Raw genomic sequence first — 18102 nt, 5'->3', positions numbered from 1 at the left:
GCCTGCCCGGCGTCCTCGTCCTCCTCGCCCGCTGGTACATGGGTCTGCGGCACCCGCGCACCGTGGCGGAGAACGCCGCCGAGGAGGTCGAAGCCCCCACGGCACCCTGCCGGCACCCCGTACCGGGCGCGGAGCGCATCCCCCACGCGCTGCGCGCCCCCCGTCCGCACACCCGCCGCACCCGCTCGGCCCCCGCGTTCTTTCTGACGCGGGGTCACCGGCGATGTGTCACACCATCGTCGCCGCCGTCCGAGGCGACCAGGGAGAAATACGGCTCGAAGGACTCCGCGAGCGTCGCGAGCAACTGCTTCCCCTTCTCCGCGGAAGCCATGGAAGGGCGCCCGATGACACCGGACTCCGTATAGGCCGACATACCGAGGGTGAGCAGATGGCGTCGGTCGTCGGCGATGAAATCCGTGGTCTCGTGCCCGGGCCTGACCAATTCGGGATGACAGTGCAGAAGAATGGAGGTCTCGATTTCCCCGGCATGCATGTCGCTGAGCAGCGAGGTGTGCACCCCGGCCCGCTCCCGGGCCGACTCCCAGTCCTCCGGGGCCGGGAAAAGCGCCATCCGCACACCACTGCCCGAGGAATCCCGGACGGCATTGCCTTCCTGGACCACATTGCCGAGGACGTAATTTCCGCCGTGACCGTTGACCAGGACCAGGGCCCGGGCGCCCGAGCGTTCGAGCGACGCGGCGATGTCGCGTACCACCGCGTGGAGCGTGACGGAGGAGATGCTCACCGTTCCCGGCCACGCCGCGTGCTCGTGCGAGCAGGAGATCGTCACCGGGGGAAGGAGGTGAACCGGATACGCGGCGGCCAGCTCGCGGGCGATCGCGCAGGCGACCAGGGTGTCGGTCGCCAACGGCAGGTACGGGCCGTGCTGTTCGAAACTGCCCACGGGAAGGACCGCGATCTGACCGTGCGGACCCTTCGCCCGCTCCTGTACGTCCCGGGAGGTGTCCGACGGCAGCACACCCGCGGTGTGGCCACCGGCAGTATCCGTAGTTCCCGAACCGCTCATCTTTTCACGGCCTTTCGTCTCGTACCGCCTGCGCTTACCAGATAGGAATCAGATCATGACAGACGTTGACGGCGTGCTCGGCGGGAATGCCCCCTCGGGAGTCACCCGGATCGCGAACGTCCCCACCGGGGTCACCCGAGTCGTGAATGCACCCCTGCCCACCAAGTACGGTGATTTCCAGGCCGTCGGCTACCTCGACCACGACCGCGGTGACGAACAAGTGGCGCTGGTGTACGGAGACATCGAGGAAGAGGGCATGCTCGTCCGCCTGCACTCCGAGTGCCTGACCGGGGACGCCTTCGGGTCCACGCACTGCGAGTGCGGTCCCCAACTCGCCACCGCCCTCAGGCAGGTCGTGGCCGAGGGCCGCGGCATCGTCGTCTACCTGCGCGGCCACGAGGGCCGCGGCATCGGCCTGCTGGCCAAGCTGCGCGCGATGAAGCTCCAGTCGGAGGGCCTGGACACGGTCGAGGCCAATCTCGCCCTCGGTCTGCCGGTGGACGCCCGCGACTACCGGGTGGCCGCGGAGATCCTGCACGACCTCGGCGTACGGTCCGTGCGCCTGCTCTCCAACAACCCGCGCAAGCGGGAGGCACTGCTGCGGCACGGCATCAAGGTCGACGAGCAGGTGTCGCTGCTGATACCGCCGTGCGAGAACAACATCACCTACCTGCGCACCAAGCGGGAGCGGCTCGACCACTACCTGCCGCACCTGGACGCGGTGGTGCAGTCCTCGTGAGCGGCTCGCGCGGCGGCCGTCCGGCGCCGGCCGCCGCGCCAGGGGTGCATTTGTCATACTTAGCCCATTGTCCCGATGAGGTCATGTCGGCCAAGGTGATGATGGGTGATGCGTACAGAGCAGGCCGGGGGGCTGCCGTTCCGTGAGTCCGCCCCGGCCGCTGCTCGCGTCGTGGCTCAGAGCGCGTCCCTGGTGGCCGCTGCGCTGGGCGCGGTGGGCCTGACCGGCTGGATCCTCGGGATCGGCGTCCTGAAGAGCGTGCTGCCGGGCGTTGCCGCGTCCATGAAACCGAACACCGCCGTGGCCCTGCTGGCGCTGGGCCTCTCCCTGTTCGTGGTGGCTCTCGGATCCGCGACCCCGCGGGTGATCGCCGTGGCCCGTGCGGCAGCGGTCCTGGCCGCCTTGATCGGCGGGCTCACCGTGCTGGAGTACGTGACCGGGGCCGGCCTGGGCATCGACGAACTCCTCTTCACGGACGACACAGCTCGGGTGGCGACCGGCATGCCCGGACGGATGGCACCGAACACTGCCGCGGCGCTGACGCTCGGCAGCGTGGCGTCACTGTGCGCGAGCACGCCCCGACTACCCGCCTGGACGAGTCAGATCCCGGGCCTGGCCGTCCTCGCCCTGGGCATGCTGCGGCTGTACGGCTTCGCCTACGCCGTGCCCGAGCTGGAACGGTTCGGTGACTACACCGGCATGGCCCTGCACACCGCCCTCGCCCTGGTGCTGCTGGGCATCGCCGCGTTCCTCGCCCGGCCTAACCAAGGCCCTGCGGGACTGCTGACGAACGCCGGCACCACGGGTGCGCTGGGTCGCCGGCTGTTCACCACCACGCTGGTCGTGCCGCTGCTGCTGGGCCGGGTCGTCCTGGCCGGTGAGGACGCGGGGCTGTACGGGAGGCGTCTGGGCACCGCGCTGCTGGTGTGCGGCGTGGTGACCGTGTTCACCGCTGTCGTCTTCGTCGCCCTGGTCGTGGGCCGCCGTATCGAGGTGGCGCACGCCTGTGCGCAATGGCAGGTGCGGCAGAACGAACTGCTGCAGGCGTTCATGGACCACACGCCCGCGGTGGTCTTCATCAAGGACCTCGACGGCCGCTTCCTGGCCGTCAACACCAGGTTCGAGGAGAACACCGGGCTGTCCCGCGAACGGGTACTGGGCCGCCGGGACCGGGACGTCCTGCAGCCCGGCTCCGCGCGTCAGGCGTGGGCCGCCGACCTCGACATGCAGGCCCGGGGCGCCGCCGTGCAGCGGGAGGAGCGCATCGAGCTGCCGAGCGGCCCCCAGGACGTCCTCACCAGCTTGTTCCCCCTCAAAGATCCGTCCGGCAGGCCCTACGCCGTATGCGGCGTGGTCACCGACATCACCGAACGCGTCGCGGCCCAGCGTGAGGTCCAGCGAGCCCACCGCCGCTTCCGCGCACTGCTGGAATCCGCACCCGACGCCACCCTGATCACGGACGGCGACGGCACCATCGTCATGGCCAACGCTCAGGTGCGACGGCTCTTCGGCCATGCGCCCGACGACCTCGTCGGCACCCATGTCGTCGATCTGGTGCCCGCCCCGCGGCGCCGGCGGCACAGCGCGCTGCTGAGCGCCTACCTGCGACGGCACGAGGCGAAGCCGATGGTCCTGGACAGGGACCTGTACGGGCAGCACAGCGACGGCCGCGAGTTCCCCGTCGAGATGAGCGTCAGCACCCTCCAGGCCGAACAGGAAACGGTGCTGTTCCTGACCGTACGGGACATCACCGAACGCAAACAGGCCGAGGCCGCCCGCGCCGAGCGCTACGAGCAGCAACGGCGCATCGCCTACACCCTCCAGCACAGCCTCATGGGCGAACCACCCAGCCTGCCGTACCTGCCCAGCGCCCACCGGTACCTCGCCTCCGTCCAGGACCCGGGAGTCGGCGGCGACTGGTTCGACATCATTCCCCTCGGCCGGGACCGTACCGGCATCGTCATCGGCGACGTGATGGGCCGGGGCCTGGACGCGGCGGCCGTCATGGGCCAGCTGCGCGCCGCCTCTCACGCGCTGGCCCGCACGGGCGTATCGCCCAGCCGGCTCATGACCGGCCTGGACGCGTTCGTCAGCGACCTGGCGGACCAGCTCGTCACCTGCGCCTATCTGGTGATCGACCAGCACGCCTGCGAGGTCACCCTGTGCTCCGCGGGACACCTGCCGGTCATCGCCCTGCCCCCTGACGGGCCCGCTCGCCGGCTGCAGGCACCGGTCAGCGTGCCGCTGGGCGTCAACGACGCATGCGGCGGCGGGCCGTACCGGCAGGCGACCCATCGGCTGCCGCCGGGCAGCACACTCGCCCTCTACACCGACGGACTGGTCGAGCGGCCCGGCACCGACATCGACACCCAGATCGACGTCCTCACCGACACGCTCGCCGACGCCCTGACGGCCACCCGGGCGGACCCGGAGAGCCTCGACCGGGCCACAGCCCGGCTCATCAAAACCCTCATCCCGGACACGGCCGCCCATGACGACGACGTGACACTGCTCCTGGTCGGCGTGGCGCAGCCGGAGGGGATCTCCGCCCGGGGCGCGTACCCTTCGTCCACGTCAGCCCCGTGAGCGCCGGCCCCCTCGCGGCCGACGCCCCGCGCCCGGAGGTCAACCGCCTATGACCGCACTCCACCTGTGGCTCCGCCACGAGTCCCGTACCACCGAACGGCGCACACCGATCGTGCCCTCCGACGCCCGGCGCCTGGTGGACAGCGGCATGACCCTCACGGTCGAGGACTCGCCGCAGCGGGTGTTCCCGGCCGAGGCGTACGAGCAGGTGGGCTGCCGTGTCGCCGAGCCCGGCTCGTGGGTGACGGCGCCGCTCGACACGGTGGTCGTCGGCCTGAAGGAACTCCCCGACGAACCCGCCGCGTTGGTCCACCGCCACCTGTTCTTCGGGCACGCCTACAAGGGACAGCCGGGCGCCGAGGCCCTGTTGCGCCGGTTCGTCGCGGGCGGCGGCGCCCTGCTGGACCTGGAGTACCTGGTGGACGAGGACGGGCGGCGGCTCGTCGCGTTCGGCTACTGGGCCGGCTACCTGGGCGCCGCCCTCGCCCTGCTCCAGCACCGAGGCCGGCTGACCACGCCGCTGCGGCCGACGTCCAAGGAGGAGTTGGACGAGCAACTGCGCGCCGCCTCGGGCGAGGTGCGGGCGCTGGTGATCGGGGCCCTCGGCCGCAGCGGACGCGGCGCCCGGGTCGCGCTCGGCGTCGCCGGCACCGACCCCACCTGCTGGGATCTGGCAGAGACCCGGAAGCTGGACCGGGAGGCCCTGCTCGCCCACGAGCTGATGGTCAACACCGTGCTGACGACCCGGCCCGTCCCGCCCTTCCTGACGGACAAGGACCTCGACGAACCCGGCCGTCGGCTGCGCACCGTGTGCGACGTGACGGTCGACGTGGGCTCGCCCCTGAACCTCCTGCCGGTCTACGACACCCCGACCGACTGGGAGCGCCCGGTGCGCCGGCTGCGCGAAGAGCCCGTGCTCGACCTCATCGCCATCGACAACCTCCCGTCCCTGCTGCCCCTGGAGGCGAGCACCGACTTCTCGGCTGCGCTCACCCCGCTGCTGCTGGACTTCGAGGTGGGCGGCGCCTGGGGCCGCTGCCGGGAACACTTCGACGCGGCGGTGCGAGCACTCGGGGCCCGAAGAGGGCAGCCGGGCCGGAGCGGCTCGTAGAACCGGCGGCGGACGGGCCGGGCTTCACGCCGCGGACCTGACACGCCCCGGCAGGGCCTCGTGCACGAGCCGCTTCAACTCCGGGTACACCGTGTGCGAGCCGGTGGGACGCAGCTGGGTGAGGAACTGGACCGTCAGGTCGTGGTGCGGGTCCACCCAGAACGTGGTGCTGGCCACCCCGCTCCAGCCGAACGCGCCCCGCACCGCCGGAGACCGGGTGAGTCGCGGGTCGGTGACGACGGAGACGCCCAGGCCGAAACCGAGGCCCGCCTTGCCGGGCTCACGGTGCACCCGGCTGCCGTAGGACCGCAGATCGGCGTCGCCCGGGAGGCGGTTGGAGGTCATCGCGGTGACCGTGCCGGTGGCCAGCAGCCGGGTGCCGTCCAGTTCGCCGCGGCGGCGCAGGAACTCCATGAAGCGGTGGTAGTCGTACGCGGATGCCACCATGCCGCCGCTCCCCGAGAGAAGACGGGGCCGTCCGTGCAGCGGAAGGCCCGGGACCGGGGTGATGCCGCCACTCCCCGTCTCGCCGTACAGCTCGGCCAGGCGCGGCGCCTGGTCCTCGGTGACGTGCAGGCCCGCGTCGTCCATGCCCAGCGGCCCGAAGACCCGTTCGGCGAGGAAGACATCCAGGTCCTGGCCCGAGGCGACCTCCACGAGGCGGCCCAGGACGTTGGTCGCCACCGAGTAGTTCCACTGCGTGCCCGGCTCGAACTGCAGTGGTAGCCGCGCGTACACCTCACAGGTCCGGGCGAGGTCCGTGCCGGGCACCACGGACGAGTCGATGCCCGCCTCCCGGTACAGCGCGTCCACGGGGTGGGAGTGGTAGAAGCCGAACGTCAGGCCGGCCGTGTGGGTGAGCAGATGGCGGACCAGGATGGGCTGCTGCGCGGGACGGGTGCGGACGGCCGGGCCGGAGCCCTCGACGTACACCTGTGGCTCGGCGAACGCCGGCAGGAAGTCGGCGACGGGCGTGTCCAGCCCGAAGCGGCCCTCCTCCATGAGGATCAGCGCGGCGACGGACGTGACCGGCTTGGTCATCGAGTACATCCGGTACAGCGTGTCGGTCTCGACCGCGAGCCGCTCGGCGACGTCGCGGTGTCCGTACGTGGTGAGGTGGGCTATGCGGCCGTGCCGGGCGACGGCCACCAGGTAGCCGGGCAGCCGGCCGTCGTCGACCTGGTGTGCGAAGTGCTGGTCGAGGCGGGCCAGCGCCTTCGGGTCGAGGCCGACCTCCTCCGGCTCGACCTCCTGCCGCAGGTGTCCCATCGTTCTCCTCCGGTCTCTCCCGATGCGGTCCCGGGCTTCCGGGCCCAACCTTTCATGGTTCGCTACGGAACCGGCGCCGGTCCCTCCGTGGCGGTGGTCCGGGCTTCGGACCGGCCGGGCAGGCGTGGCACGAGTGGTACGCCCAGCAGGGCGACGCCGGCCAGTGCCGTGAGCGTCGGCCCGGGCGCCGCATTCGTGCACGTCATCAGCGTGCTCGTGGCGGCCACGCCGACCGTGGGCCCGACGTTCAGCGCGGTCTGCTGCAGAGCACCGGCCACCCCGGCCGACGCGACGGGCACCTGCCGGACGACGACGGCGGTCGCCGTCACCATCACCGTGCCGAAACCGGCACCCACCAGCACGAATCCCATTCCCGCCCACACCACCGCGGAAGCCTCGGCGAGCCGGGAGAGCGACAGGACGCCGAGTGCGAGGACCACCATGGCCACCGCGGCCGTGCGGCGCGCACCGTACCGGCGCATCAGCACGGCCGACGCGGGCGCCGACGCCACCATCGCCACGGGGGCGGGCAGCGCGCGCAGCGCGGTCCGCAACGGGTCGAGACCCAGCACGTCCTGCAGCACGTAACTGCTCACGAAGAGCGTCCCCAGCATCGCCGCCGACGCCGCCACCAGCAGCCCGAGCGCGCGGCCGACGGCAGGTGAGCGCAGCACGTCCGCCGGCAACAGCGGGCTCGCGGCGCGCCGTTCATGGCGTACGAAGGCGCAGCCGGCCGCCGCTGCCGCGACCAGAGCCGACGTGGACAGGGCGGTCCAGCCGGAGTCCGGGATGCCGACGAGGGCGTACACCAGGCCCACCAGGGCCGTCGCGAGCAGACCGGCGCCCGGCAGGTCGAGCCGGCGTGCGGAGACGGGCGAGGAGCCGGGCGGGCGCTCGGGTTCGGGTACGAACGCCGCGAGGGCACCCATGGCCAGCGCGGGCGCGACACCCAGGAAGAAGACGGCCCGCCAGCCGAACCCGGAGACCAGCGCACCGCCCACCAGCGGACCGGCCGCCGCCGCCACCCCGATCGCACCGGTGCGCAGCGCGATCGGCATCCCCAGCTCTTCGGGTGGATACGCGGCGCGCAGCATGCCGAGCGTGGCCGGCTGGAGCAGTGCCCCGAACACGCCCTGGACCACCCGCAGTCCGATCACCCAGCCGATGCCGGGTGCCACCCCGATCGCGGCGGAGGCCACGGCGAAGCCGGTCATGCCCAGGGCGAAGACCCGCCGGTGGCCGTGGTGGTCGCCGAGTCGGCCCGCGAACACCAGCAGACTCGCCACCGCGATGAGATAGCCGGTGCTCGTCCACTGCACCTGGATGAGTGAGGCGCGCAGATCCCGTCGCAGTGCGGGTTGTGCCACGGTCAGCACCGTGCCGTCCAGCGCGACGATCACCGCGCCCACCACACTGGCCGTGAGGGTCACCACCCGGTACGCCCTCACCGGGTCGCCGGCCCGAGGTGCGCGTCCAGTGCGGTGCGCAGCAGGGGCGCGACATCGCGGGCGCCGGTGGCCAGTTGGAGGCTGCCCCAGGTCCACAGCTGTGCGATGCCGTGGAGATTCGCCAGCAGGGAACCCGCGAGCAGCGCCGCGTCGGCGTCCGGGCGGACCCGGCCGACCAGGTCCACGAGCAGGGAGAACAACGGAAGGCTCGCTTTGCGCAGGCCCAGGTGGCCGCTCTCCAGCAGGTCATGACGGAACATCAGCTCGTGCATCCCGCCATGGGTCAGCGCGAAGTCCAGATAGGCCTGCCCCAGCGCTGTGAGCCGGGTGCGCGGGTCCGCCGCCGCGTCGCCGGCCGCCTCGGCCGCCCGGGCGGCCAGGTCGGTGAAGCCGCGGCGCGCGATGGCCGACAGCAGTTCGAGGTGGGTGGGGAAGTAGCGGCGGGGTGCCCCGTGCGAGACGCCCGCCCGCCGGGCGATCTCCCGCAAGGTCAGGGCCTGCACGCCTTCGCTGTTCACCAGTTCGACACCGACATCGACCAGCCGGGTACGGAGCCCGGGTTCGTGATCATTCATAGACAGTGTCTACCAGCGTGAGGTAGACACTGTCTACTCGGGAATGCGCGGCTCGGCCCGGTCAGTTGACCCGGGTATGACTCACGACGGGACACAGAACGCGCTGCTCGCGCTGCTCTCCGAAGGTCACGGTGGGGTGCTCGTCACCCTCAAACGGGACGGCCGGCCCCAGCTGTCGAACGTCAGCCACGCCTATGACCCCGATGAGCGGATCATTCGGGTCTCGATCACCGACGACCGTGCCAAGACCCGCAATCTCCGCCGCGATCCCAGGACCTCGTACCACGTCACGAGCGCCGACCGGTGGGCGTACACGGTCGTCGAGGGCACCGCCGAACTCTCGCCCGTCGCCGAGGACCCGTACGACGCGACGGTCGAGGAGCTCATCCGGCTGTACCGCGACGTCCTGGGCGAGCACCCCGACTGGGACGAGTACCGTGCCGCCATGGTCCGCGACCGCCGCCTGGTGCTGCGCCTGCGCGTCGAGCGCGCGTACGGCATCCCCAGGGCAACCGACCAGGACTAACCCCGGAGGTCGTCCTGCGTCCGTGACTCGATCGCGCGCAGGACGGCCACCATGTCCTCGTGGCCGTGGCCCAACGTCACGGTCTCCTCGAACAGGGCGTGGCAGACGTCGAGGAGCGGCGAGGCGACCCCCGCCTTGCGGGCGGCCTCGGCGATCAGCCGGTTGTTCTTCAGGACGTCGTGCGCCGCCGCCTGCACCGTGAAGTCGCGGGCGTACAGCTTCGGCGCCTTCATACGGGACACCCCGCTCGCCATGGGGCCCGCGTCCAGGACGTCCAGGAAGAGCCGCCGGTCCAGGCCGTGCCGGTCCGCGAAGTGGTACGCCTCCGACAGGCCGGTCACCAGCGTGATCAGGAACAGGTTGACCGAGAGCTTCATCAGCAGGGCGTTCGGCACGGGACCGCAGACGAACGTCTCCCGGCACAGGGGTGCCAGCAGCGGCCGTACGACCTCGACGGCCGAGTCGTCCCCGGCCAGCATCGCCACCAACTGCCCGTTCTCCGCGGGCACCCTGGACCCGGAGACCGGCGCCTCGACGTAGCGACCGCCCGCCGCGCGCACGTCGGCGTCGAGGGCGCGCGAGTACTCGGGCGACGTCGTACCCATGTGGACCACGACGCGTCCGGCGACGCGCGCCGCGAAGTCCGGCGTGCCGCGGCCCAGGGCGGCGTCGATCGCGAGGTCGTCGGCCAGCATGAGGATCACGACGGCCGTCCGCGCGAACACCTCGGCGGGATCCGCCGCCACTTCGGCGCCGGCCGCCCGCAGCGGATCGGTGCGGGCGGCCGTGCGGTTCCAGACCAGGAGCGGGATGCCGGCCCGGGCCAGCCGGAGCGCCATCGGCTGACCCATGACCCCGAGACCGATGAAGCCGACGTCCATGGGGACCGCCCTCCGTGCGAGGCCTCGCCAGGTGGATTATGACAGCGGTCATAGTAGCGGCCTTATGACGCCGGTCATAGGGTGGGTGCCGAAGTGTCGAGACGGAGGTCACGATGGCGGTGTCCGAGCGGGGGCCACGCGAGCGCATGGTCTTCAGCGCGGCCCAGCTGATCCGGCGGGACGGTGTCACCGCGACCGGCATGCGCGACGTCGCCGCGCACGCGCGGGCGCCGCGCGGCTCGCTCCAGCACTACTTCCCGGGCGGCAAGGAACAGCTCGTCAACGAGGCGGTGGAATGGGCCGGCCGGTACGCCGCCAAGCGGATCGCCCGCTTCCTTGCGTCCATGGCCGAGCCGACACCGAGCGGGCTGTTCGCCGCGATGGTCCGGCAGTGGACGGAGGAGTTCGCCGGAACCGGCTTCGAGGGCGGCTGCCCCGTGGCAGCGGCGGCCGTGGACTGCGCACAGTCCACCGACTCCACGCGCGCCGCGGCCGCGGCGGCGTTCGCCCACTGGACGCGCCCGGTCGCCGAGGCACTGACGGACATGGGAGTCCCGGCTGCCCGGGCGCAGGCACTCGCGACGCTCATGATCAGCGCCCTGGAGGGCGCCCTGCTGATCGCCCGCGCCGAACGGGACGACCGGGCCCTGACGACCGTGGTACGGGAACTCGGACCGCTGCTGGACGCGAGCGTCGACAAGGGTGCCTCCGACGAGTCCTAGGCGGCTTCGGGACCCCGCTGTACGACCATCATGGCCATGTCGTCGTCGAGCGGGCCGCCCGCGTATGCCCTGAGGTCGGTGGTGAGCTCCTTCAGGAGCGACCTGGGGGCCCGGTCGGCCCACCTCAAGACGCGTTCGGCGAGCGGGTAGAAGGTGCCCTCGCGGTCGCGGGTCTCGGTGACGCCGTCGGTGTGAAGCAGGATCCTGTCCCCCTCGTGGAAGGGGAAGGTCGCCGCCGTGTACGCGTCGTCGGACATGGCGCCGAGGCCGAGCGGCGGGGCGGGTTCGGGCACCTGGAGCGCGGGAACGGGATGCTCACAGGCACCCGAGTGCCTGGTACGTCGCGCGGGTCGTGGCGGCGAGCTGCGACCAGGTGCGGTCACGGGCGACGACGCCGAACCATGCGCGCAGCGCGTTGCCGTCGGGTGGGGGCTGAAGGAGGACGGGATCGACGACGTCCGGGACGACCGACACCCGCTCCCCGGGCACCCCGCGCGCGACGATCTCGGTCTTCACCGCCTCGTTCGGTGCCAGCACGGCATCCGCCTCGCGCAGGCAGTACGTCTCCGACGGGTGCAGGACAGGGCACGGCTCGGCGGCGCCCGAACGCCCGGGGGGCCGCGCCGGCCAGGGCTCCGCCGGGAGGGTGCGCACCTCGTAGACCACGGGCAGCCCGTACGTCTCGCGCAGGGCGAGCGCCACGCGGCCGTTTCCGTGGTCGCCGGCCGCGTGCAGCACCGAGGGCCGCAGCCGTTCGACGAGCCGCGCGGCCAGTTCGGCGTTGCGTGCGAGGAGCGGTCCGCCGCCGTGGGGCAGCCACCGGGGCAGGAGCCGGTGCTGGGGCACTCCGTCCAGCAGATCCAGCGACCGTGCGTCGAACACACCGTGGGTGACCGGGAATCCGATGCGCGTCACCACGTGCGGATCGAGCCCCGCCTCCCACTGCGCCCGGGCGAGCGCCTGGGTGCGCAAGGCGTAGCCCGTGCGCTGGTGCGGCAGCCCGCCGGTGACCAGATGCAGCACACGCCCGGGCACCGGCCGGATCGGTCGTCCGGCCGGTGCCGGCACGGGTGCCTGCGACGGCTCCGACGAGCGGACCCGGGCGACGAGGAGGGAGGCGGCCAGGGTGAGGGCACGTACGGGACGACGGGACGGATCATGCGGCATGCCGCAAGGCTAGGGCCTTTTGCGAAAGTCCCGCCTGCCCCGCGGCGTCCGGCACGCACGCTCGCCGCGTTGCCGAATCGCCCACGTGGCTCCTCCCCCAAGCTCTCGGCTTCGGTCGAGGGGGGACCCCCATCGAGGGCGCTCCGGCGCCTTGCGATCGCACGCACCAGACGCCGCGGGGCCCGCCCTCCGGGCGGACGACCGGACTTTCGCAACAGGCCCTATGACGCACGGACCACAGCCGGGTGACATGCGGTGCGGGCCACTCGGACGGCGGGCGCACGGTGTGCGGCCCGGGGCGGGGTGGGCGCGGGGGTGCGGTGCGTGCGCGGGCGTTCGCCGGGGAGCCGCGAGGCGGAGCACCCGGGTCCCCGAACCGCCGGGCGCGGTCGGAGACCCGTAGGAGCGGGCTCGGGCCGTGACCTCGAGCGGGGCTCAGGCCGTGACCGTCTCCCGGTCGGCTGCCTCGCCCGCAGGGCGCACGCCGAGCCGTTCCGTCGGCACCTTGTGCGTCTCCCGGGCGGTGAGCGCGGCGACGACCGGCGGCACGCACAGGGCCGCGGTGAACAGGGCCACCGACGACCAGTCGGTGCCGTCGGGCCCGGCGATCTCGGCGGCGAACGTCACCGCGAACCCGGCGACCGCGAAGCCGATCTGGGTCCCGATCGCCATGCCCGACATGCGGACCCGGGTGGAGAACATCTCACCGTAGAAGGAAGGCCACACGCCGTTCGCGGCGCTGTAGGCGACGCCGAAGGCGACGATGCCCAGCAGCAGGGTGAGGGGGTAGGAGCCGGTCGAGATCGCCCACAGGTACAGGAACATCGTCACCGCGCTGCCGACGGCACCGATCAGGTACACCGGGCGGCGGCCGATACGGTCGGAGAGTGCCGCCCACAGCGGGATCGCGGCCAGGGCGGCGAGGTTGGCGAGCGCGCCCACCCACAGCATGGACGAGCGGGACATGCCCACCGTGTCGCTGGTCGCGTACGCCAGTGCCCAGACCGTGAAGATGGTGCTGACCGAGGCGATGAGGGCGCCCGCGACGACCCGCAGCACGTCCGCCCAGTGCTCGCGCAGCAGTACGGCCAGCGGCAGGCGGGCGACGCCCTCGCCGCCCGCCTGCCGGGCGAAGGCCGGGGTCTCCTCGAGCCGCCGCCGGATGACGTAGCCGACGACGGCGACCGCGACGCTCAGCCAGAACGGGATGCGCCAGCCCCAGGACAGCAGCTGGTCCTCGGGCAGCGCGGCGACCGGCAGGAAGACGAGCGTGGCGATGAGCTGGCCGCCCTGGGTGCCGCTGAGCGTGAAACTGGTGAAGAAGCCGCGCCGGTGCGGGGGCGCGTGCTCCAGGCTCATGGAACTGGCGCTCGCCTGCTCGCCGGCCGCCGAGATTCCCTGCAGGACGCGGCACAGCACCAGCAGGACGGGGGCCAGGGTGCCGGCCTCGGCGCGCGTGGGCAGACAGCCGATGAGGAACGTGGACAGGCCCATCAGGACCAGCGTGAACACCATGATCTTCTTGCGGCCGACCCGGTCGCCGAAGTGGCCGAGGAACAGGGCGCCGATCGGGCGGGCGGCGTACGCGACACCGAAGGTGGCGAGCGACAGCAGGGCCGCGGTGGCCGGATCGGAGGCGTCGAAGAAGACCTTCGGGAAGATCAGCGCGGCCGCGCTGCCGTAGACGAAGAAGTCGTAGTACTCCAGGGCGCTGCCGATCCAGGCGGCCGTCGCGGCCTTCCGTGGCTGGCCGGGCGGGGCGGCGTCGTCGGGCTGGGCGGGGACGGACACGACGGGCTCCTTCGGGGGACTCCACCGTGGACGAACGGCGGAGTGAGCGGATGGGGAGAGGCGCCGGATTCGGCTAATTAACCCACTGGGTAGTTAGTAGCGGTGGGTGGGATGTTGCGCCCGTGTTTCCCCGGTGTCAAGAGGTGCCGCCGTACCGTCCGCGGGACGGTCAGTCCTCCGTGCGGTCCGCCGTCAGATACGCGATCACCATGTCCCCGAGCATCCGGCGGTAGTGCTCGCGCTGGTCGGCGGCGACCAGGTCCCGGCCGAACAGGGCGCCGAAGGTGTGCCGGTTGGCGACCCGGAAGAAGCAGAACGAGCTGATCAGCGCGTGCAGGTCGACGGCGTCGACATCGGCCGTGAACAGCCCCGACGTGCGGCCGGCCTCGAGGATGCGGCCGGTGACCTCAAGAGCCGGCGAACCGATCGTGCCCAGCTCCGCGGAGGCGGCGATGTGCTCGGCTCCGTGGATGTTCTCGATGCTGACCAGGCGGATGAAGTCGGGGTGCTGTTCATGGTGGTCGAAGGTGACCTCGGCGAGCCGGCGGATGGCCGCGACCGGGTCCAGGTGCTCGACGTCCAGCTGCTGTTCGGCCTGGCGGATCACCCCGTACGCCCGCTCCAGCACGGCCGTGAACAGCTGCTCCTTGCCGCCGAAGTAGTAGTAGATCATCCGCTTGGTGGTGCGGGTGCGGGCGGCGATCTCGTCGACCCGGGCCCCGTCGTACCCGGCGCGAGCGAACTCCTGGGTGGCCACGTCGAGGATCTCGGCCTTCGTGCGGGCGGCGTCGCGGATGCGGCCGCCTGGTCGTGCCGGTTCGTCGACGCTGGTCATCGGGTTCCTCCGGGCCGGGTTGGTGCCCGCGATTCTAGAAGGCCGTGCGTGCCGCCTGCCCGGAGGGTCTTCCCCCGCTCCCGGAACTGCTGCTATGACTAACGTACTAGTTCGTACATTGCTCGGAAGGCTCCGTCGTGCCCCAGGACTCGTATCTCGTCGGTCTCATCGGTTCGGGCATCGGTCCCTCGCTCAGTCCCGCCCTGCACGAACGGGAGGCCGACCGGCAGGGCCTGCGCTACCTGTACCGGCTGATCGACCTGGACCGACTCGGAGCCGGCCCGGAGGCCGTGGGCGATCTGGTGCGGGCCGCCCGCGACCTGGGCTACGACGGGCTCAACATCACCCACCCGTGCAAGCAACTCGTCATCCCGCACCTCGACGCCCTCGCCCCGCAGGCCGAGGCGCTCGGCGCCGTGAACACCGTCGTCTTCGACGACGGCCGGGCCGTCGGCCACAACACGGACGTCACCGGCTTCGCCGCCTCCTTCGCCCGCGGCCTGCCCGACGCCCCGCTGGACCGCGTGGTGCAACTCGGCGCGGGCGGCGCGGGCGCGGCCGTCGCGCACGCCCTGCTGACACTCGGCGCCGGTCACGTCACCGTCGTCGACGCCCTGCCCGAGCGCGCCGCGGACCTCGCCGCCTCCCTCGGCCGGCACTTCGGCGCCGAGCGCGCCGCGTCCTGCGGCCTCGAAGCGTTGCCGACGGTTCTGACGGGCGCAGACGGCCTCGTGCACGCGACCCCGACCGGCATGGCCGCCCACCCGGGGCTGCCGCTCCCGGCGGAGCTGCTGCACCCCGGGCTGTGGGTCGCCGAGGTGGTCTACCGCCCGCTGGAGACCGAACTGCTGCGCACCGCCCGCGCGCTCGGCTGCGCCACGCTCGACGGCGGCGGCATGGCCGTCTTCCAGGCCGCCGACGCGTTCCGCCTGTTCACCGGCCGGGAACCGGACAGCACGCGGATGCTCGCGGACATCACCGAACTGGCCGGGGCCACGGCCGCCCGTCCGTAGGGAAGGAATCCTGGTGCGTACCTCCATCGCCACCGTCTCGATCGGCGGCTCCCTGACCGAGAAGCTCACCGCCGCGGCCCGCGCCGGGTTCGACGGGATCGAGATCTTCGAGAACGACCTGCTCGCCAGCCCGCTGAGCCCCGAGGAGATCCGGGCCCGCTGCGCCGACCTCGGCCTGAGCATCGACCTCTACCAGCCGATGCGCGACATCGAGGCCGTGCCGGCGGAGGAGTTCCAACACAATCTGCGCCGGGCACGGCACAAGTTCGAGCTGATGAACCGGCTCGGCGCGGACACGGTCCTGGTCTGCTCCAGCGTCTCCCCGCACGCCGAGGACGACGACGCGCTCGCCGCCTGGCACCTGCGCCGACTCGCCGACCTCGCCCAGGAGTTCGGGATCCGCGTCGCCTACGAGGCACTGGCCTGGGGCCGGCACGTGAGCACGTACGACCACGCCTGGCGCGTCGTCGAGGCCGCGGACCACCCGGCGCTCGGCGTCTGCCTGGACAGCTTCCACATCCTCGCCCGGGGCAGCGACCCGAAAGGCATCGAGGACATCCCCGGCGAGAAGATCTTCTTCCTGCAACTGGCCGACGCCCCGCTGATGGCGATGGACGTCCTGCAGTGGAGCCGCCACTACCGCTGCTTCCCCGGCCAGGGCGGCTTCGACCTCGCCGGGCTCCTCACCCATGTGACACGCGCCGGCTACACCGGCCCGCTGTCCCTGGAGGTCTTCAACGACGTCTTCCGCCAGGCCGAGGCCGCACCCACCGCCGTGGACGCCCGCCGCTCGCTGCTCGTCCTCCAGGAGGCGACCGGCCTCGCGGCCCCGCCCCCGCCGGTGGTGCCGACCGGTGTCGCCTTCGCGGAACTCGTCACCCCGGACGTCGACCCGGTCTCCGCGGTCCTCGGCGCGCTCGGCTTCGCCCGCACGGCCCGGCACCGGACGAAACCCGTGGACCTGTGGGAGCAGGGCGCGGCCCGCGTCCTCGTCAACACCGGCCCGGCCGCGCGCCGCGACGGCACCGCCCTCGCCGCCATCGGCCTGGAGTCCCCGGACCCGGAAGCAGCCGCCCGGCGCGCCGAGGCACTGCTCGCCCCGGTGCTGCCGCGCCGCCGCGCCCCGCAGGACGCGCCACTGGAGGCGGTGTCCGCGCCCGACGGCACGGAACTGTTCTTCTGCGCCACCGGCCGCCCCGAACTGCCCGACTGGCGGGGCGACTTCGAGGACGTCCCGCACGAGGCCCCGGCCTCCGGCGTCGACCGCGTCGACCACCTCGCGCTCACCCAGCCGTGGCACCAGTTCGACGAGGCGGCCCTCTTCCACCGCAGCGTGCTCGGGCTGCACGCCCAGGAAAGCGTCGACGTCGCCGACCCCCACGGACTGCACCGCAGCCGCGCGGTCACCAACGCCGACGGCAGCGTACGCATCGCCCTGAGCATCGGTCCCGCCCCGACCGACGACGGCACCCGCGCCCAGCACATCGCGCTCGCCACGGGGGACGTGGTCGCGGCGGCCCGCCGCTTCCGCGAGGCGGGCGGCCGGCTCCTTCAGGTGCCCGCGAACTACTACGACGACCTGGCCGCCCAGTACGAGTTCGCGGACGGCGAGTTGGAGACGTACCGCGACCTCGGCATCCTCTACGACCGCGATCCGGACGGCGCCTTCCTGCACTGCTACACGCACACCGTAGGGCGCGTCTTCTTCGAACTGGTCCAGCGGGACGGCGGATACCGGGGCTACGGCGCCCGGAACGCACCGGTGCGGCTGGCGGCGCAGCACGCGAGCCGACCGGTGCGCTGATCGGGCCGTACGGCCTACAGGGGCGAGGTCTTGTTCCACTCCGAGATCACGGGCCAGCCGTGCTCGGTGGACAGTCGGCTGACCGTGCCCGTCCCGAGCTGGAACAGGCGCCCCTCGGCGGCCGAGAGGCCGAGCCGGCGAGCGGTGAGGACGCGCAGGAAATGACCGTGGGCCACGAGGATCACATCGCCCTCGGCGAGGGCGGGCGCGATGCGGGCCAGTACCCGGTCGGCACGCGCCGCCACCTCGTCGGGCGACTCGCCCGGGTGCTCGGGCGGGCCCGCCGGAACCCCCTGGGTCCACAGGCACCAGTCGGGGTCGGTGCGGTGTATCTCGCGGGTGGTGATGCCCTCGTACCCGCCGTAGTCCCACTCGTGCAGGTCCGGGTCGGGGACGGCGCCGGAGAGTCCGGCGAGTTCGGCGGTGCGTATGGCGCGGCCGAGGGGGCTGGTGAGGATGCGCGCGAAGGTGCGTCCGGCGAGCAGCGGGGCGAGGGACTTGGCCTGTTCCTCGCCCCGCTGGGTGAGCGGGAGGTCGGTGAAGCTGGTGTGCTGTCCCGAAACGCTCCACTCGGTTTCGCCGTGGCGGACCAGCAGGAGGTCGCCCAC

17 protein-coding genes are annotated in these 18102 nt (G+C 72.4%); 7 read left to right on the top strand and 10 right to left on the bottom strand.

The window, feature by feature from the left end; genetic code table 11:
• Positions 1-214 precede the first annotated feature (214 nt).
• Positions 215-1027, bottom strand: coding sequence for a creatininase family protein (locus ACFYZJ_RS13320; protein WP_388566551.1), 813 nt, complete (start codon positions 1025-1027; stop codon positions 215-217).
• A 55-nt stretch (positions 1028-1082) separates the two neighbouring features.
• Here ACFYZJ_RS13320 and ribA point away from each other — a divergent pair, with 55 nt between their 5' ends.
• The 3 genes from ribA to ACFYZJ_RS13305 all read left to right on the top strand — a co-directional run bounded on the left by ribA (position 1083) and on the right by ACFYZJ_RS13305 (position 5463).
• Positions 1083-1766, top strand: a complete 684-nt coding sequence (ribA, locus tag ACFYZJ_RS13315; protein ID WP_388566548.1) for a GTP cyclohydrolase II — start codon at positions 1083-1085, stop codon at positions 1764-1766.
• Positions 1767-1874: 108 nt separating this feature from the next.
• The gene (locus tag ACFYZJ_RS13310) at positions 1875-4352 is read left to right on the top strand and encodes a PAS domain S-box protein (protein ID WP_388566545.1); all 2478 of its coding nucleotides are present in this window, start codon (positions 1875-1877) and stop codon (positions 4350-4352) included.
• Between the two features lie 49 nt (positions 4353-4401).
• A complete protein-coding gene (locus ACFYZJ_RS13305) occupies positions 4402-5463 on the top strand; it encodes a saccharopine dehydrogenase (RefSeq protein WP_388566542.1) in 1062 nt (353 codons plus the stop codon).
• A gap of 24 nt (positions 5464-5487) precedes the next feature.
• Here ACFYZJ_RS13305 and ACFYZJ_RS13300 read toward each other — a convergent pair whose 3' ends face one another.
• From ACFYZJ_RS13300 to ACFYZJ_RS13290, 3 genes are all read right to left on the bottom strand, one after another.
• Positions 5488-6732, bottom strand: a complete 1245-nt coding sequence (locus ACFYZJ_RS13300) for a serine hydrolase domain-containing protein (protein WP_388566540.1) — start codon at positions 6730-6732, stop codon at positions 5488-5490.
• Positions 6733-6794: 62 nt separating this feature from the next.
• Positions 6795-8165: an MFS transporter gene (locus tag ACFYZJ_RS13295; RefSeq protein ID WP_388566538.1), complete on the bottom strand. Its 1371-nt coding sequence runs from the start codon at positions 8163-8165 to the stop codon at positions 6795-6797.
• 11 nt (positions 8166-8176) lie between these two features.
• The gene (locus tag ACFYZJ_RS13290; RefSeq protein WP_388566535.1) at positions 8177-8755 is read right to left on the bottom strand and encodes a TetR/AcrR family transcriptional regulator; all 579 of its coding nucleotides are present in this window, start codon (positions 8753-8755) and stop codon (positions 8177-8179) included.
• Between the two features lie 76 nt (positions 8756-8831).
• Here ACFYZJ_RS13290 and ACFYZJ_RS13285 point away from each other — a divergent pair, with 76 nt between their 5' ends.
• The gene (locus ACFYZJ_RS13285; RefSeq protein WP_388566532.1) at positions 8832-9281 is read left to right on the top strand and encodes a PPOX class F420-dependent oxidoreductase; all 450 of its coding nucleotides are present in this window, start codon (positions 8832-8834) and stop codon (positions 9279-9281) included.
• On the opposite strand, the gene ACFYZJ_RS13280 is transcribed toward ACFYZJ_RS13285, so the two are convergent.
• Positions 9278-10162: an NAD(P)-dependent oxidoreductase gene (locus ACFYZJ_RS13280; protein ID WP_388566530.1), complete on the bottom strand. Its 885-nt coding sequence runs from the start codon at positions 10160-10162 to the stop codon at positions 9278-9280. The two genes, ACFYZJ_RS13285 and ACFYZJ_RS13280, sit on opposite strands and share 4 nt — an antisense overlap.
• A gap of 113 nt (positions 10163-10275) precedes the next feature.
• Here ACFYZJ_RS13280 and ACFYZJ_RS13275 point away from each other — a divergent pair, with 113 nt between their 5' ends.
• Entirely contained in the window at positions 10276-10884 is a 609-nt protein-coding gene (locus ACFYZJ_RS13275; RefSeq protein WP_388566527.1) for a TetR/AcrR family transcriptional regulator, read from the top strand.
• Here the strand turns inward: ACFYZJ_RS13275 and ACFYZJ_RS13270 are convergent.
• The 4 genes from ACFYZJ_RS13270 to ACFYZJ_RS13255 all read right to left on the bottom strand — a co-directional run bounded on the left by ACFYZJ_RS13270 (position 10881) and on the right by ACFYZJ_RS13255 (position 14677).
• Positions 10881-11177 (bottom strand): SpoIIE family protein phosphatase, encoded by a 297-nt coding sequence (locus tag ACFYZJ_RS13270; RefSeq protein WP_388566525.1) that lies wholly within the window; start codon positions 11175-11177, stop codon positions 10881-10883. The two genes, ACFYZJ_RS13275 and ACFYZJ_RS13270, sit on opposite strands and share 4 nt — an antisense overlap.
• A gap of 22 nt (positions 11178-11199) precedes the next feature.
• Positions 11200-12051 (bottom strand): glycosyltransferase, encoded by an 852-nt coding sequence (locus ACFYZJ_RS13265; protein WP_388566522.1) that lies wholly within the window; start codon positions 12049-12051, stop codon positions 11200-11202.
• Positions 12052-12486: 435 nt separating this feature from the next.
• On the bottom strand, positions 12487-13842 hold the full coding sequence (locus tag ACFYZJ_RS13260; protein ID WP_388566520.1) for an MFS transporter: 1356 nt from the start codon (positions 13840-13842) through the stop codon (positions 12487-12489).
• A gap of 169 nt (positions 13843-14011) precedes the next feature.
• Entirely contained in the window at positions 14012-14677 is a 666-nt protein-coding gene (locus tag ACFYZJ_RS13255) for a TetR/AcrR family transcriptional regulator (protein WP_388566517.1), read from the bottom strand.
• Between the two features lie 137 nt (positions 14678-14814).
• Here ACFYZJ_RS13255 and ACFYZJ_RS13250 point away from each other — a divergent pair, with 137 nt between their 5' ends.
• Positions 14815-15690, top strand: coding sequence for a shikimate dehydrogenase (locus ACFYZJ_RS13250; protein ID WP_388566514.1), 876 nt, complete (start codon positions 14815-14817; stop codon positions 15688-15690).
• Positions 15691-15703: 13 nt separating this feature from the next.
• Positions 15704-17494, top strand: coding sequence for a bifunctional sugar phosphate isomerase/epimerase/4-hydroxyphenylpyruvate dioxygenase family protein (locus tag ACFYZJ_RS13245; protein WP_388566511.1), 1791 nt, complete (start codon positions 15704-15706; stop codon positions 17492-17494).
• A gap of 14 nt (positions 17495-17508) precedes the next feature.
• Here ACFYZJ_RS13245 and ACFYZJ_RS13240 read toward each other — a convergent pair whose 3' ends face one another.
• On the bottom strand, positions 17509-18102 hold the full coding sequence (locus ACFYZJ_RS13240; protein ID WP_388566508.1) for a histidine phosphatase family protein: 594 nt from the start codon (positions 18100-18102) through the stop codon (positions 17509-17511).

The organism is Streptomyces sp. NPDC001848 (genome assembly GCF_042891915.1).
In the GTDB taxonomy this organism is placed as follows: Bacteria; Actinomycetota; Actinomycetes; order Streptomycetales; family Streptomycetaceae; genus Streptomyces.
Note: the sequence above shows the minus strand (reverse complement) of the source record. Positions and strands in the feature narration are given on the sequence as shown.